At 64.6% G+C, this 15,080-nt stretch carries 17 protein-coding genes and 1 other RNA gene; 8 read left to right on the plus strand and 10 right to left on the minus strand.

Translation table 11 applies throughout. The features are described 5' to 3' along the window. Nucleotides 1–147: 147 nt before the first annotated feature. On the plus strand, nt 148–1,284 hold the full coding sequence (locus tag HNH97_RS09350; protein WP_171790703.1) for an Mrp/NBP35 family ATP-binding protein: 1,137 nt from the start codon (nt 148–150) through the stop codon (nt 1,282–1,284). 171 nt (nt 1,285–1,455) lie between these two features. Here the strand turns inward: HNH97_RS09350 and HNH97_RS09355 are convergent, their stop codons facing one another. Genes HNH97_RS09355 through queA form a run of 5 tightly spaced genes read right to left on the minus strand, consistent with a single transcriptional unit; the run spans nt 1,456 to nt 5,908 of the window. Further along, nucleotides 1,456–2,283, minus strand: coding sequence for a TerB family tellurite resistance protein (locus HNH97_RS09355; protein ID WP_110912436.1), 828 nt, complete (start codon nt 2,281–2,283; stop codon nt 1,456–1,458). 27 nt (nt 2,284–2,310) lie between these two features. Further along, nucleotides 2,311–2,595 carry a ribbon-helix-helix domain-containing protein gene (locus HNH97_RS09360; protein ID WP_110912435.1) on the minus strand — a complete coding sequence of 95 codons (285 nt, stop codon included), beginning with the start codon at nt 2,593–2,595 and terminating at the stop codon, nt 2,311–2,313. Beyond that, nucleotides 2,592–3,689, minus strand: a complete 1,098-nt coding sequence (gene queG / locus HNH97_RS09365; RefSeq protein ID WP_171790704.1) for a tRNA epoxyqueuosine(34) reductase QueG — start codon at nt 3,687–3,689, stop codon at nt 2,592–2,594. Before queG ends, HNH97_RS09360 begins: the two co-directional genes overlap by 4 nt. 3 nt (nt 3,690–3,692) lie before the next feature. Next, a complete protein-coding gene (gene tgt / locus HNH97_RS09370) occupies nt 3,693–4,853 on the minus strand; it encodes a tRNA guanosine(34) transglycosylase Tgt (protein WP_110912433.1) in 1,161 nt (386 codons plus the stop codon). Then, nucleotides 4,850–5,908, minus strand: a complete 1,059-nt coding sequence (queA, locus tag HNH97_RS09375) for a tRNA preQ1(34) S-adenosylmethionine ribosyltransferase-isomerase QueA (protein ID WP_171790705.1) — start codon at nt 5,906–5,908, stop codon at nt 4,850–4,852. The genes tgt and queA overlap by 4 nt, the downstream gene beginning before the upstream one ends. A gap of 242 nt (nt 5,909–6,150) precedes the next feature. Between queA and HNH97_RS09380 the strand changes: the two genes are divergently transcribed. The 3 genes from HNH97_RS09380 (at nt 6,151) to HNH97_RS18180 (ending at nt 7,104) form a co-directional block, all read left to right on the plus strand. Further along, entirely contained in the window at nt 6,151–6,372 is a 222-nt protein-coding gene (locus HNH97_RS09380) for a hypothetical protein (RefSeq protein WP_110912432.1), read from the plus strand. Between the two features lie 118 nt (nt 6,373–6,490). Beyond that, on the plus strand, nt 6,491–6,979 hold the full coding sequence (locus HNH97_RS09385; RefSeq protein WP_110912535.1) for a kinase inhibitor: 489 nt from the start codon (nt 6,491–6,493) through the stop codon (nt 6,977–6,979). Further along, nucleotides 6,976–7,104 (plus strand): hypothetical protein, encoded by a 129-nt coding sequence (locus HNH97_RS18180; protein ID WP_265176071.1) that lies wholly within the window; start codon nt 6,976–6,978, stop codon nt 7,102–7,104. Before HNH97_RS09385 ends, HNH97_RS18180 begins: the two co-directional genes overlap by 4 nt. A gap of 98 nt (nt 7,105–7,202) precedes the next feature. On the opposite strand, the gene HNH97_RS09390 is transcribed toward HNH97_RS18180, so the two are convergent. The 4 genes from HNH97_RS09390 to ssrA all read right to left on the minus strand — a co-directional run bounded on the left by HNH97_RS09390 (nt 7,203) and on the right by ssrA (nt 10,562). Beyond that, a complete protein-coding gene (locus HNH97_RS09390; RefSeq protein ID WP_171790706.1) occupies nt 7,203–7,595 on the minus strand; it encodes a VOC family protein in 393 nt (130 codons plus the stop codon). Between the two features lie 51 nt (nt 7,596–7,646). Then, nucleotides 7,647–9,317 carry a fumarate hydratase gene (locus HNH97_RS09395; protein WP_171790707.1) on the minus strand — a complete coding sequence of 557 codons (1,671 nt, stop codon included), beginning with the start codon at nt 9,315–9,317 and terminating at the stop codon, nt 7,647–7,649. A gap of 102 nt (nt 9,318–9,419) precedes the next feature. After that, nucleotides 9,420–10,028, minus strand: coding sequence for an SspB family protein (locus HNH97_RS09400; RefSeq protein WP_171790708.1), 609 nt, complete (start codon nt 10,026–10,028; stop codon nt 9,420–9,422). A 185-nt stretch (nt 10,029–10,213) separates the two neighbouring features. After that, nucleotides 10,214–10,562: a transfer-messenger RNA gene (gene ssrA, locus HNH97_RS09405) on the minus strand. An 88-nt stretch (nt 10,563–10,650) separates the two neighbouring features. On the opposite strand from ssrA, the gene thyX reads away from it, so the two are divergent. From thyX to HNH97_RS09420, 3 genes are all read left to right on the plus strand, one after another. Further along, nucleotides 10,651–11,604: an FAD-dependent thymidylate synthase gene (gene thyX, locus HNH97_RS09410; protein ID WP_171790709.1), complete on the plus strand. Its 954-nt coding sequence runs from the start codon at nt 10,651–10,653 to the stop codon at nt 11,602–11,604. Nucleotides 11,605–12,045: 441 nt separating this feature from the next. Then, nucleotides 12,046–12,777, plus strand: coding sequence for an MlaA family lipoprotein (locus HNH97_RS09415; RefSeq protein WP_110912427.1), 732 nt, complete (start codon nt 12,046–12,048; stop codon nt 12,775–12,777). Nucleotides 12,778–12,801: 24 nt separating this feature from the next. Beyond that, nucleotides 12,802–13,419 carry an MlaC/ttg2D family ABC transporter substrate-binding protein gene (locus tag HNH97_RS09420; RefSeq protein ID WP_110912426.1) on the plus strand — a complete coding sequence of 206 codons (618 nt, stop codon included), beginning with the start codon at nt 12,802–12,804 and terminating at the stop codon, nt 13,417–13,419. 268 nt (nt 13,420–13,687) lie between these two features. Here HNH97_RS09420 and HNH97_RS09425 read toward each other — a convergent pair whose 3' ends face one another. Further along, nucleotides 13,688–14,215 carry a GNAT family N-acetyltransferase gene (locus HNH97_RS09425; protein ID WP_110912425.1) on the minus strand — a complete coding sequence of 176 codons (528 nt, stop codon included), beginning with the start codon at nt 14,213–14,215 and terminating at the stop codon, nt 13,688–13,690. A gap of 479 nt (nt 14,216–14,694) precedes the next feature. Here HNH97_RS09425 and HNH97_RS09430 point away from each other — a divergent pair, with 479 nt between their 5' ends. Beyond that, nucleotides 14,695–14,991 (plus strand): DNA-binding protein, encoded by a 297-nt coding sequence (locus tag HNH97_RS09430; RefSeq protein WP_244182133.1) that lies wholly within the window; start codon nt 14,695–14,697, stop codon nt 14,989–14,991. Nucleotides 14,992–15,080: the final 89 nt, after the last annotated feature.

Below are 15,080 nucleotides of genomic sequence, written 5' to 3' on the forward strand. Positions count from 1 at the left end.
TACGATATGGATAAATACGCCACCAAGGCCAATTTATGACCACGGCCATTCGCATTTTGCACGGACACGACCGCGCATGCCCCCTTCCGTCATCCGGCCATGGCCCCTATATCCCGGCTTCAGCGGTTTTTTCAGCGCAGGGGCAGCATGGCACAGATAACGCAGGCGGCAATCGAACGGGTGCTGCGCGAGGTTCGCGATCCGCGCACGGGGGCATGCGCGCTTGACCTCGGCACGCTCGACGCCGCGACCGTGCGCGATGGCGTGGTCCATGTCGCCATCGCCACCGACCGCGACCGCGCCGAACACATCCGCCCGCTGGTCAGCGAGATCGAAGCCAGACTGGCGCACGCCATCGAAGGGGTGAAGGACGCATCCGTCATCCTGACCTCCCACCGCGCGCCCGCTGCCCCCGTTCCGCCTGCCGCACCACAGGGCGGCGGGGGGCACCGTCCGCTCAACCTTGGTGCAAAGCCGGGTGGCGCACAGCCTGCCGGCCCGCTGCCGCCCAATGTGGGGCTGGTGATCGCCGTGGCGTCGGGCAAGGGCGGTGTCGGCAAATCGACCACGGCCGTCAACCTCGCCGTGGGGCTGGGGCTGGAGGGGCTGCGCGTGGGACTGCTGGACGCGGACGTGCATGGGCCGTCCCTGCCGCGCATGATGGGCATGAACAGCCAGCCAGAGGTGCGCGACGGCCGCCTCCAGCCCCTGCATGGCCACGGCATCACCGCCATGTCGATCGGCATGCTGGTGGAGGAAACCAAGGCGATGATCTGGCGCGGCCCGATGGTCATGGGCGCGATCGGGCAACTGCTGTCGGACGTGGACTGGGGCGAACTTGACGTACTGGTGGTGGACATGCCGCCGGGCACGGGGGATGCGCAACTGACGCTGGCGCAGAAGACGGCGCTGGCGGGGGCGGTCATCGTCTCCACCCCGCAGGATATCGCCCTGCTCGACGCGCGGCGCGGCGTCGCCATGTTCGAGAAGATGCGCGTGCCCGTGCTGGGCATCGTGGAGAACATGTCCTATTTCTGCTGCCCCAACTGCAACCACCGCACGGAACTGTTCGGCCATGGCGGCGCGCGGGCGGAAGCGGAAAAGACCGGTGTGCCCTTCCTGGGCGAAATCCCGCTGCTGGCCGATATCCGCGCCAGCGGCGACAACGGCGCGCCCATCGTCATCTCCGCCCCCGACAGTGCGGCGGGCAAGGCATATCGCGCGCTGGCGCATACGGTGGGCGGGGCGCTGCGCCGGTTGCTGGAGAAGAAGCGGGGGAAGTGAAGGGTCTTCTTTTTCTGGAGAAAAAGAAGCAAAAAGACTTTTGAAATTTTATGAAATCGTCAGACCGAACTGACTTTTTTCTTATCGAATAAAAGTTTTTTGGTTCTTTTTTCCAAAAAAGAACGCCTTTCCCTTCAATCCAGAAGGATAAAGGCGTTCCCCGAAACTTCCTTAGATCTGGCGGTCGCGCTTGATCCGGTCCCATGCGGCGTTGATCTGCGCAATGCGGGCCGCGCCCCTTGCCATCTCGGCCTCATCCGCGCCACGGGCGGACAGGACATCGGGATGGTGTTCACGCACCAGTCGCCGCCATGTCACGCGCACTTCCTCATTGCTTGCGGTGCGTGACAGGCCCAGCACGGCATAGGCGTCAACCTCGCTCACGCTGGGGCGGGCACGGCCGTCGCGCGCGCGTTCCCACGCACCGGGGGACAGGCCGAACGCCTTGTGCACGTTGCGCAGGAACTGTTCCTCCTGCGCGTTGATTTCCCCCGACGGGCCGGCATCGGCGCGCGCGATGATGAACAGGGAGGCGAGTCCTTCCTCCAGCATTTCCGTGCGGTTGGCAAACGCCTTGCCCAGTTCGTGGGCGAACTTCGTGTAATCGTCGGTGCGCTGCCGGGCCATGTCGAACAGGCGCCCGACTTCGCCCATGTTTTCGGCAGGGACATTGAAGCGGCGCTTGAACGCGTTGATTTCGGTACGGTTGACCGGCCCGTCGCACTTCGCAAGCTTGGCCGACAGGACGATGATGACCAGGCCATACATCTGGTCACGCTTGCCCATCGCGGCAGCCATCCGGGCGGCGACAAACGTGGCGGCGCCTGCGGGATCGGCATTGTGGCGGCCGCCCCAGCGTTCGGTCCAGCCACCGGCGGGCGTCTCCAGCAACGAGCCATTATCGGCGGCATGCCCGAGCGCGGTTCCCACAAGGGCGCCCATGGGACCGCCTACAGCGAATCCCGCGACACCGCCAAAGAGTTTTCCCCATATCGCCATGACCGCGAACCTAGCACGACACGCGTGCTAACCCAACTGTTCTTCCCCGCTTCGCCCCCCTGCTGCCGGCAGGGCAGGCATCCATTCCAGCAGGGCCGCGACCCGTAGCGCGGACGCCAGCGTACGCATCGGATCGCGCGTGGTGTCGATACGCGCGATCAGGGTCGTAAGACCCACCCCCCGCGCGGCGGCCATGCGTTCCAGCGCCCCCCAGAATTCCGGCTCCAGCGCGACGCTGGTGCGGTGTCCCGACAGCATCATGCTGCGCTTGTGCAGCAGCGGCAACGACGCGACGGGGCGCGCGCGCCTCATGACGGCAGGCGCTCCACCGCCCAGCGCGCGGCGTCAGCCACAACGGGATCCGGGTCGTCACACAGCGCCTGCGCCACGCATCGCAAATCGGCGCGCGCGCTGTTGCCAATGGCGACCAGTACATTGCGCACGAACCGCGCCCGGCCGATCCGCTTGACGGGCGACCCGGAAAACAGGGCGCGGAACGCCGCGTCATCCAGCACCGCAAGGTCACGCAGCGCCGGGGCGACAAGGTCAGGCCGCGCGCGCAGCTTCATCTGCCGCGTGGCCTGCGCGAAACGGTTCCACGGACACACCGCAAGGCAGTCGTCACAGCCATAGATATGGTTGCCCATCAAGGGGCGCAGGTCATGGGGAATGGGATCGGGATTTTCGATCGTCTGGTAGGAAATGCACCGCCGCGCATCCATCCGCCCCGGCGCGGGAAAGGCCGAGGTCGGGCACACGTCAAGGCAGCGCGTGCAGGTCCCACATCCCCCGCCCGAGGGCGCGGAATGCGGCAGGTCCAGCGTGGTATAGATCTCGCCAAGGAACAGCCAGCTTCCATGCGTGCGTGAGACGAGGTTGGTGTGCTTGCCCTGCCATCCCAGTCCCGCCCTTTCCGCCAGCGGCTTTTCCATGACCGGGGCGGTATCGACGAACACCTTCACGCCGGGGGGTGGCGCATCGTCGCCGTGTTGCCTGCGTCCCTCCGCCACGACGAACTGCGCCACCTGCTTGAGCATGCCCTTGACCACGTCATGATAGTCGCGATGCCGGGCATAGACCGAGATATTGCCCGCCATGGGGTCACGCAGCGTCGCCAGCGCATCGCCTTCGGGGGCGTAGGACAGGCCGAGCGAGATCACGCTGCGCGCCTCGGGCCACAGGGCGCGCGGATCCCCCCGCCAAGCCATGCGCTGCGCCATCCAGTCCATCGCACCATGATGGCCCGTGGCCACGAATTCCCGCAGGCGCGCACGCGTTGCGTCGTCGAGCATGGCGGGCGCGAAGCCCACCGCATCGAACCCCACCGCCAGCGCGCGCTCATGGATCCGGCGCGCAAGCCTGCCTTGCGCATCGGGGGGATATGTCACGGGCCGCGCGCGCGCCATGGGTCAGGGCACGGGCGGAATGTCGGGGAACGGCATCTCGTCCGGGGACCAGTCCTCCATCGCCCATTGCGCGCGCAGGCAGGCCGCGTGTTCGGGCAGCGTGCCGTCAACTATGGCCGCGCGGATGCCACGCATGAGCCGCTGGTAATAGGCGAGGTTGTGCCATGTCAGCAGCATCGGGCCGAGCATCTCGTTCGCGCGGAACAGGTGATGCAGGTACGCACGGCTGTGGCGCGAACAGGCCAGGCAGTCGCAGTGGGGCGAGATCGGGCGGCTGTCGGTGGCATGGCGCGCGTTGCGCAGGTTCAGCGTCCCGCGTTCGGTATAGGCCCGCGCCGTGCGCCCCGCGCGCGTGGGCATGACGCAGTCGAACATGTCCACCCCGCGTTCCACCGCGCCGAGCAGGTCGTCGGGCGTGCCGACCCCCATCAGGTAACGCGGCGCGTCATCGGGGATCAGACCGACCGTGACGTCGAGGGTGGAGAACATCAGCTCCTGCCCCTCCCCCACCGCAAGGCCGCCGATGGCGTATCCCTCGAACCCGATATCTGTCAGGGCGCGCACGCTTTCGGCGCGCAGTTGCGGCTCCGTCCCGCCCTGGATGATGCCATACTGGGCATAGCCGGGGCGCGCGACGAACGCCGTGCGGCACCGCTCCGCCCAGCGCATGGACATGCGCATGGATTGTGCGATCGCCTCCGCCGGGGCCGGCAGGGCGGGACATTCGTCGAAGCACATGCTGATCGTCGCATCGAGCGCATGCTGGATGTCGGTGGAACGTTCAGGCGTCAGGCGGTGTTTCGATCCGTCGATATGCGAACGGAACGTCACGCCATCGGCATCAAGCTTGCGCAGCGGCCCGAGCGACATGACCTGGAACCCGCCCGAATCCGTCAGGATCGGACCAGGCCAGTCCATGAACCGGTGCAGTCCGCCCAGCGCGCGCACGCGCTCCGCCCCCGGGCGCAGCATCAGGTGATAGGTATTGCCCAGCACGATCCCCGCCCCGGTGGACCGCACGGCGTCCATCGTCATCGCCTTGACCGTGCCCACGGTGCCGACCGGCATGAAGGTGGGGGTTGCCACCGTGCCGTGCGCGGTGTCGAGGTATCCGGCACGCGCGCGCCCCGAACGGGCCTGCGCCCGCCAGCGAAAAGCGGTCATGCCGCACCTCCGTCATGACGGTGCAGCAGGCACGCGTCGCCATAGGAATAGAACCGGTAGCCCGCTGCGATCGCATGGTCGTAGGCCGCGCGCATCCGCGCCTGCCCCGCAAACGCACTGACCAGCATGAACAGGGTGGAGCGCGGCAGGTGGAAATTCGTCAGCAGCATGTCCACCGCACGGAAACGGTATCCGGGGCGGATGAAGATCGCGGTCTCCCCATGGAAGGGATGGACCACGCCGTCCTCGTCCGTCGCACTTTCCAGAAGGCGTAGCGACGTGGTGCCGACGGCTATGATCCGCCCGCCCGCCGCGCGCGCGGCATTGATGCGCTGCGCCGCATGGGGGGAGATGGTGCCACGTTCGGCATGCATGCGGTGTTCGGAAATCTGTTCGCTGCGCATCGGCAGGAACGTCCCCGCCCCGACATGCAGCGTCAGCGTCTGGCGCAGGACGGCCGCCGCCTCCAGTCCCGACAGCAGGGCAGGCGTGAAATGCAGGCCCGCCGTGGGGGCGGCCACCGCGCCGCGATGCTGTGCGAAGATAGTGCTGTAATCCCTGCGATCCTCCTCCGTCGGGCCATCGGGACGCGCGATGTAGGGCGGCAGGGCAAGGTGGCCCGTGTCATGGAGGAACTGGTCGAACGCCTCCCCTTCCACATCGAAACGCAGGACGACACCGCCCGCGTCCTCGCACACCATCACCTTGGCGGTCACGTGACTGGGTGCGAAGGTCAGGGTGTCGCCGGGTTTCAGGCGGCGCGAGTTGCGCGCAAGCGCGTGCCACGTGCCATCGGGCAGGATCCGGTCCAGCGTGATCCCGATCCGCGCGGCCCCGCGCATGGCCGAAAGCTGCGCCGGGATGACGGCGGTGTCATTGGCCACAAGGATGTCACCCGCGCGCAGGCATCCCGGCAGGTCGCGCACGTGGCGGTCGATGAAAGGCCCCTCCACCGGGACCTCCAGCATGCGCGCGCTGTCGCGGGGCCGGGCCGGGTGGTCGGCGATCAGCGCCGGCGGCAGGTCGAAGTCGAAATCAGAAACGAGATCCGTCATGACCCTCCCTTTACGGAATCCGCGGCCCCCTTGCCAGCGCGAACACGCACGGGCACGCACGATCCGCACGCCGCATCCCGGGCGAAGGGCAGGCATGCCGCGCGATGCACCGGCGGCATGCGGTGCAATGGTTGGACACATACGGGCAACGCAGTAAACAATATCGCCAGAAACACACATGGCCCGTGATTCGTATGTGGGGCAGGTCCCGCATGCGATGCCTGAACACAAGGAACTTCCCGATGTCCTATGCCGCACTCGATGCCGCCCGCCTGGCCAAGGCCTGCAAGAACGCACTGATCACGCTTGAAGCCGCCGACGAGAAGTCCGAAGCCCACCAGCGCAAGACCCTGATGATCCAGCGCATGGGCGCGCTGGCGATGGCAGCCGCGGAATGCAAGCACGGCACGCCCGTCATCACCCTGACGTCCGAGGAATTCTGGCTGATCAGCCAGAACTGGTAACCTGCCATCGCGGGCATGGCGGCCAGGAACATGACCGCCATGCCACGGCAGCCTGCCCCATCACTCCATTCGCATGCCGCCACCCATTGACCGGCGGCGCATGCAGGAAACCGGTATCATGACTTTTACACTGACCAGTCGCGCCTTCCACGACGGCGACCGCCTGCCAGAGGCGCAGGTGTTCGATGGCATGGGCTATTGCGGCGGCAACATCTCCCCCCCGCTGGCATGGTCGGGCGCACCCGAAGGCACCAAGAGCTTTGCCATCACGATGTACGACCCCGACGCGCCCACGGGTTCGGGATGGTGGCACTGGGTCGTCATCAACATCCCCGCCGATGTTACCTCCCTGCCCGCGGGCGCGGGATCGGGGGATGCCAACATGCCCGAACATGCCGTGATGACGCGCACCGATTTCGGCGGCAACGTCTATGGCGGCGCGGCCCCCCCGCCGGGACGCGAACACCGCTACATCTTCACGATCCATGCGCTTAACCTCGAACGCCTCGACCTGCCGTCCGACGCCAGCGGGGCGATGGTCGGCTTCGTCGTGGGACAGCACAGCCTTGGCTCCGCCACGCTGACGGCGGTCTATGGCAAGAAATGAGTATCGCTCCCCGTGCCTTCGGGCATGGGGAGGTCTCTGGCAATCAGGATGAAGAGTCTTCTTTTTCTGAAGAAAAAGAAGCAAAAAGACTTTTAAAATATTATGAAACCATCAGACCGAACTGATTATTTCCTATAGAATAAAAGTTTTTTGGTTCTTTTTTCCAAAAAAGAACACAACCGCGCCAACCTGAAAAAATATCAAAGGGAAGCAACCGCCTCCCTCACCCCTGATAGGACGCGATTTCGATCAGGTTCCCGTCCGGGTCCTCGCAATAGACCGAGGTCACCGGCCCCAGCGCGCCAAGGCGTGCGACCGGCCCTTCGGTCACGCGCACGCCGCACTGTTCCAGATGTTCGACCACATCGGTACTGCTGACGGCGGTGATGAAGCACAGGTCATTGGTGCCCGGCAGCGCATCGTCCGCCGTGGTCCATCCCTGCGCCCCATGGGGACGCAGGTTGACCTTCTGCCCGCCGAATTTCAGGGCCGTACGGTTGTTGCGGCCATACTCCTCCCGTTCCATGCCCAGGACACGCTGATACCACGAGGACGAGATCTCCAGATCCCGGACAGTGATAACAAGATGGTCCAGTCGATCGACGGTAAAACGCATGGCGCGCAGCCTCCGGTTGTCAGACCCGACGGGTCGTGACGGACCGATTCCTCAGCCCGTCAGCCCATCGTAGAAATCATTACCCTTGTCGTCGATGACGATAAAGGCCGGAAAATTCTCGACCTCGATCTTCCAGACCGCTTCCATGCCCAGTTCGGGATATTCCAGCACCTCGACCTTGCGGATGCAGTCCTGCGCCAGACGGGCCGCAGGCCCCCCGACGGAGCCAAGGTAGAAGCCGCCATATTCCTTGCACGCATCGCGCACGGCCTTGGACCGGTTGCCCTTGGCCAGCATCACGTACGATCCGCCCGCCTTCTGCAGCATGGCGACATAGCTGTCCATGCGGCCCGCCGTGGTCGGCCCGAAAGACCCCGTGGGCATGCCCTCCGGCGTCTTGGCCGGGCCGGCGTAATAGACGGGATGGTCCTTGAGGTACTGCGGCAGCCCCTCGCCCTTCTCCAGGCGTTCGCGGAATTTGGCATGCGCGATGTCGCGCGCCACCACCATCGTCCCCGTCAGCGACAGGCGCGTGCGCACCGGATACTGCGACAGCTTCTTGCGGATTTCGTCCATTGGCTGGTTCAGGTCAATGGCCACTTCCTCCCCGCCCAGATGCTCGTCCGTCGTCTCGGGCAGGAAGCGCGCAGGATCGGTCTCAAGCTGTTCGAGGAACACGCCATCGGCGGTGATGCGGGCCTTGACCTGCCGGTCAGCGGAGCACGAAACCCCGATTCCCACCGGCAGCGACGCACCATGGCGCGGCAGGCGCACGACGCGCACGTCATGGCAGAAATACTTGCCCCCGAACTGCGCCCCGATGCCCAGTCGCTGGCTCAGCTTGTGGATCTTCTGTTCCATCTCAAGGTCGCGGAAGGCATGGCCAAGCGCGCTGCCTTCGGTCGGCAGGCTGTCGAGCCATTTGGTGGAGGCCAGCTTCACCGTCTCGAGCGTCTGTTCGGCCGACATGCCGCCAATCACCACCGCAAGGTGGTAGGGCGGGCAGGCCGAGGTGCCAAGTGCGCGGATCTTGCCATCGAGCCACTTCAGCAGGTGTTCCTCGCTCGACAGCAGGGCGCGGGTTTCCTGGAACAGGAACGTCTTGTTGGCCGACCCGCCGCCCTTGGCGACGAACATCAGGTCCATCTGTTCCGCGTGGTAATCGCCCGGTGTTGCGGAGATGTGGAACTGCACCGGCAGGTTGGTGCCGGTGTTGACCTCCTGGAACATCGACAGCGGCGCCATCTGCGAATAACGCAGGCTGGTGCAGGTGTAGGTGTCGTACACCCCGTGGGAGAACGCCTCCTCCTCGTTGCCATCGACCCAGACGCGCTGCCCCTTCTTGCCATAGACGATGGCCGTGCCGGTATCCTGGCACATCGGCAGCACGCCGCCGGCGGCGATGCAGGCGTTCTTCAGCAGGTCGAGGGCGACGAAACGGTCATTGTCCGACGCCTCCGGGTCCTTCAGGATCTTGGCAAGCTGCGCCAGATGCGCCGGGCGCAGCAGGTGGGCGACGTCATTGAAGGCGCGCGCGGCAAGTTCACGCAGCGCCTCGGGGCGGACATGCACGACCGTGCGCCCGCCCATTACGGAGGTCGTGACCCCCTCGATCTCCAGCTTCTTCCATGGCGTGTCATCGTCATGGAGCGGGAACAGAGGCCCATAGACAAAGGGCTTGGGCGCCGGTTTCGCGGCCCTGGTGGTTGTCGTGGTGTTCAACGGACGGTCTCCTGCCTTTTGGATGCCCCCGGATTGGTTCCAGGTGACGGTTTTATGGCAAGGGCGCCCGGCCCCACCCGGGCGCCCGGATGAAAATGTGGCTCAGCCCGGTTCGGGATCGCGCTTGCGGAAGGCCGCGAGGCTGACAACCTGCGGGGAAGATGACGGCTCCTCCCCGGATGTGGTCGCCTCCTCCTCGTCCTTCGTGGTGGCGGCGCGGTTTTCAGGCTGCGACGCACGCGGGGCCTGTGCCTGGCCGAAGACATTGTGGATCTCGGCCGAGGGGGCGGGCTGTGGCGGCTGTTCGGGCACACGGAAGGACAGGGCCAGCTTGATGGCCGGATCGGCGAAGGCGGAAATCGCTGCCACCGGGATCACCAGCGTCGCGGGCACCCCGCCAAAGGCGAGGCTGACCGAAATCGTGCGCGCCGCGCGATCGACCTTCAGCCCATGGAACTGGTGCTGCAGGACGATGGTGATTTCATGCGGGTACTGCTTGCGCAGGCGCTCGGGCATCTCCACGCCGGGCCAGTCGGTACGGAATGTCAGGTAGAAATGATGATCACCGGGCAGCCCCCCCTGCTCCACGACATGTTCAAAGGCGCGCAGCATCACATCGCGGTACGCGTCCTCAATCCAGTCGTCATAGGGCAGGAGGCTGTCGGGAATGCTGGCATCGAAACCATTTTCCTCGTCGTGATCATCGGACATTCGGGCTTCTCCGTAACGGCGGCACCGGATTCGCGGGCCGACCTTAATCAGACATGCGGGTTCAGACCACGCCGTGCCACAGCATCAAGCTGTGCGTCAAACGTTGTCCCAAGACAAGGGAGCATACCGCGCGTGCGCCTTCACGAAGCGGATAGGCGATGCAACCGGATCAGGCAGGGCGGGAAAGTGGGGGGGCTTCTGTTGCCCGGTGCCCCCCCGGACCGCGCTTATCGCTTATGCAGCGACAGCGAGCACCTCAGAGTTATCATTGGCACTTGTATGTTTAGCCCGATAACGGCGGTACAATGCCGGGCAAAAGGCGGGTCTTTACCATGCGTGTCGAGCCTGTTTCGTTCCCATCTTTCGGATGCCACGGCCCCGCGGGGCCATCCATCGCGAAAATACTGGTGGAAACGCCGGGTACCGCCCCCGGGTCCACAACACTTATTCCACGCGCCGTTTATCGCCATAGCCAAGGGGCGAACCCCTCCGGCACCGACAGATATAGGGACGATGGCACGCAGGCGCAAGATATGTGGAATGATGAAATCCGAAACTGGCAAGGACAATGCCGGGCATGGTATGCGCGGCAACGCTCATACCCCGAACAGAATGGTGGCCCATGTTTTCCAATGACCAGAAATCGGCAATCGAGGCGGCGCGCGCCGCATGGACCCCAACCCGCCGCCTTGTCGTCCCTGCACTCGAGGAGGCGATGTACGAACCCGTCGGCGTGCTGGACACGGGATTCGTCCGCCTGGTCGATTACATGGGCGGCGATGACGGCATCGTGCAGGGTGCGCGCGTGTCCTATGGCAAGGGCACGAAAAGCACGTCGGACGACCGGGGCCTGATCCGCTACCTGATGCGCAACCGCCATACCAGCCCGTTCGAACTGGCGGTCATCAAGCTGCATGTCCGCGCGCCGATCTTCGTCACGCGGCAGTGGTTCCGCCACCGCACCGCGAGCATCAACGAATATTCCGCGCGCTATTCCGTGCTGGAGAAGGAATTCTACTTCCCCCGCCCCGAGGACATCGCGGTGCAGTCCGCAAGCAACAAGCAGGGACGCGGCACCAGCCTGCCCCCCGAACAGGCGCAGCAGGTGCTCGACATCCTGCGTGACGACGCGGCGCGGTGCTATGACCATTATCTCGAACTGCTCAACGAGGACGCGGCGGGTGGAACCGTCGATCCCGCGCGGCCGTCGATCGCGCGCGAACTGGCGCGCATGAACCTGCCGGTCAACATCATGACGCAGTTCTACTGGCAGATTAACCTGTGGAACCTGCTGCATTTCCTGCGCCTGCGCGCAGACAGCCACGCGCAGTACGAAATCCGCGCCTATGCCGACGCCATCCTCGGACTCGTGGAAAAATGGGTGCCGCTGACCTACGGGGCCTTCTGCGACTACATGCGCGACGCCGCCCTGCTGTCGGGTCCGGCGCTGCGGGTGCTGCGCGCGGTCATGGCGGGCAGGCCGGTGGATCCGAAGGCGGAGGGCCTGTCACGGCGCGAGATCACGGAGATTGCCACCCTGTTTCCCGAAATCGCACCCCGCCTGACTGGCGGCTGAGGACGGCTTCGCCCTCAACATCGCGTGACCCCGTCCCGCCCGCGCCGCGCGCCATGGCGCGGAGGGGACGGCGGACGCGGTGCTGGGGGGAGATGTGGATTCCCGGCCACACCTTTTGCGACAATCGCATGTTACGATGTCATTGCATGTCGGTGTGAAAACCCGGTTTACTCCCATGTCGTCATTGCAATGCAGGCACAATATCCGTCCGATCCCCCGCTTGCGGATTGCACAACGCCCATCCCATGCTAGAGAGGGACGCACGCGGGCATGGCCCACACAAGGTTTTATAAATACATAGCCTCCGGCGTTCTTCCGCCGGAACCTAGAAGACAGAGGGAAGCGGAAACGAGCATGCGCGCAGAGACAGGATCGAATTCTTCGTCGCCCCGCCCGTCCCCGCTTCCCCGTCGTCCGGCACTGCGTGTGGCCGGTGCGCTCATGGGCCTGCTGGCCCTGGCCGGATGCGCGACGCCACCGCCCAAGGATCCCGACGCGCTGGCGGAATACAACGAAGCCAACGACCGGTACGAGAAGATGAACCGCAAGGCGTTCGGCATCACCATGTGGGCCAACAAATATACGCTGCGCCCGGTCGCGAAGGCGTATATCTGGGCCGTGCCGCGCCCGCTGCGCAATTCGTTCGGCAACCTGTACCAGACCATGAACGAACCGGTCGTGTTCTTCAACGACGTGGGCGCGGGCAAGTCCCGCCGCGCGGGCGACGCCTTCGTGCGCTGGTGCATCAACATGACTGCGGGCATTGGCGGGCTGATCGATGTCGCCTCCTATGCCGGGTACAAGCATCATGACAACGATGCGGGCCTGACGATGGCGACATGGGGGGTTCCGTCAGGGCCTTACCTGTTCCTGCCGGTGCTGGGCCCGTCCTCCTTCCGTGATGGCATCGGCTATGGCATTGATGTCGGGCTTGCGCCATGGAACTACGTGCCGCGTGGTTATGGTCTGGTGACCTTCAACTGGGCCTACAGCATCATGGGCACCATCAACGGCATGGCCACCAATGTCGATGCGCTCGATCAGGTCCTGAAGGATTCGCTTGATCCTTACGCCACGATCCGCAGCGCCTACCAGCAGCAGCGCAAGGCGCAGGCGGCGGCCATCAAGGCCGACAACCGCGCCACGGTGCCGGACTGGTACAGCAACAGATAAAAAGAACCATACAGGGACACAGCGATGCAGACATCTTTCACCCGTCGCCATGCACTGGGTCTTCTCACGATCGCCGGCACCCTGTCGGTGACAGCCCCCGTCCATGCCGTTGACAGCGGTGCGCAGGCCCGCACGTTTGTCCATGATTTTGGAAACAAGCTGGTTGCCATCGTCAACAACGACATTTCCCTGTCGCAGAAGAAGCAGCAGATCGAGCCCCTGCTGGATCAGAACGTGGATGTCGATGCGATCGGCCGGTACTGCATCGGGCGGTACTGGCGTATCGCCACCCCGGAACAGCAGACCCACTACCTGCAACTGTTCCATCAGGTGCTGGTCAACGCCATCACGGACAAGATCGGCGATTATCGTGGCGTTTCCTTCACGGTGGGGCAGACCGCCCCCTCGGGCGAGGACATCGCGGTTTCCACCGTCATCAACCGCCCGGGGCAGCCACCCGCCAATACGGAATGGGTCATCAGTTCCAGCAGCGGTACGCCAAAGGTAGTGGATGTCGTGGGCGAAGGGGCCAGCCTGCGCCTGACGCAGCGGCAGGATTACAGTTCCTACATCGCGCGCAATGGCGGCAATGTCGATGCGCTGCTGCATGCCCTGACAAAGCAGCTTGCCAACCATCACTGAACAGGCGTGACCTGTGACGTGCCGGTGCGGGGTGGGACCATGTCCCGCCCCGTTCGGGTTTCAGGCCCCGTGATTGTTGGGCATCGATGCTGGCGTCCCAGGGCGCTGCCCCCTTGGGAACCATAGCTTCATGGAATCGGGAAGGCCGCCGCAGGAAATGGCCTTAAATTCAAAGAAGTTTTTGGTGAAGCTTTTTCCAGAAAGCTTCAGAAACCGCGGCCTTCGTGAAAAAAGTCAGAACAAAGCCATTTCTTATCAAGAGGCTGCCTCAGTGAATCACCGGCCCTGACATGACCACGGGACGGCGGACGCTGTGATAGAGCAGCATCTCCCGCCCGTCGGGGCCAGCATAATGCTGGCACAGGGCCATGCCGCTGCCGCCGATGATCTGGCGCCCCATGATGTCGCCATCAGGCACATGGGCGATCACGCGCTCCACCCCTGCATCATGGACAAAGGCCAGAGCGGCGCCCGCCGCCTCCCGCGTCAGGCCACGGCCCGCGCGCGTGGGGCACAGGGCGAATTCGAATTCGTAGCTGTCCCCCTGCCCACCGGGACGCACCCCGGCCATGCCCACGAAACGGCCCCTTTCACGCACGGCGAAAAGGCCCACGCCGTTGCGGCCCCAGCTAAAGATGCTTGCGGCCACATCGGCCTCGCTCTGCCCGCGTGAACGTATGCCGCAGCAGCGCACGCCCACGGCACCGGCATTGGCCTTCAGGCGCGCCACGTCATCAATGTCCCGCCATGAGACGGGGCTGAGTTCCAGTCGTCCGGTGCGAATGCGACGGTCCATGTGTAACCTCACCTCTGCATGGCGTGCCCTGATGCACGGATCAGGGCCGAACCGGGATATCATCCGGGGCACATATGCGGCGGGGGCGGCGCCCCATCTGATGATATCTGCGATGGACGGCGTTTGTCCCGCTTTTTATACCGCCCGTGCCAGATTCCCCGACCATGACGGGCCGGCCGCCCCCGTGCGGGGGCGCGCATACGGCCCCATGGCGGGCCATGACCATGGCGTGGCGCTGCATGGGTCATATGTGCGCAGGCCTTACGCCACGGCCATATTCCATTTGACAGGCCAAGGAATGATGGTCGATTTTACCACATATCATGACCGGCCCCATCATCTCTGACGATCCGCAGGCTACGGTTCATATGTTCCCCCTCAAGCGCATGCTTTCGATGCCTGAGGCGGCAGAACATATCGGAATCACCCCCTTTCGCCTGCGCTGTCTGCGGCTGGTGCGGACCGGACCCCACGCCGCCGTGAAGAATGCCCGTGAAATCCTGTTCCGAATCGAGGATCTGGATTCCTATGTCACCTCCCTTTACGAACGGGTAAATATTTCCAGCACCGAACAACTGCGCCACAGGAACGAATGGCGGGGACGGCTGTCGGGCATGCCGGAGGCGCAGCGGGGGCGGATGTACGACCCCTTCATGCAGATCCTGACCCGTGACCAGCTTCTTGAGGCGGGGGCCAACCGCGGGTTCCGCATCGCCTTCCTGGGCGGCCTGTTCGTGATTTTCCTGTCCCACACTCCCCTGTTGTGGCGTCTGTGACACCACACGCCACGACCCGCATCCACCCGACATTCCACCTGGTCCCCACATGACGCGACACCATGTTTTTCATGGGGGCTTTTTTATGG

This window comes from Gluconacetobacter entanii (genome assembly GCF_013155425.1).
Lineage (GTDB): Bacteria > Pseudomonadota > Alphaproteobacteria > Acetobacterales > Acetobacteraceae > Novacetimonas > Novacetimonas entanii.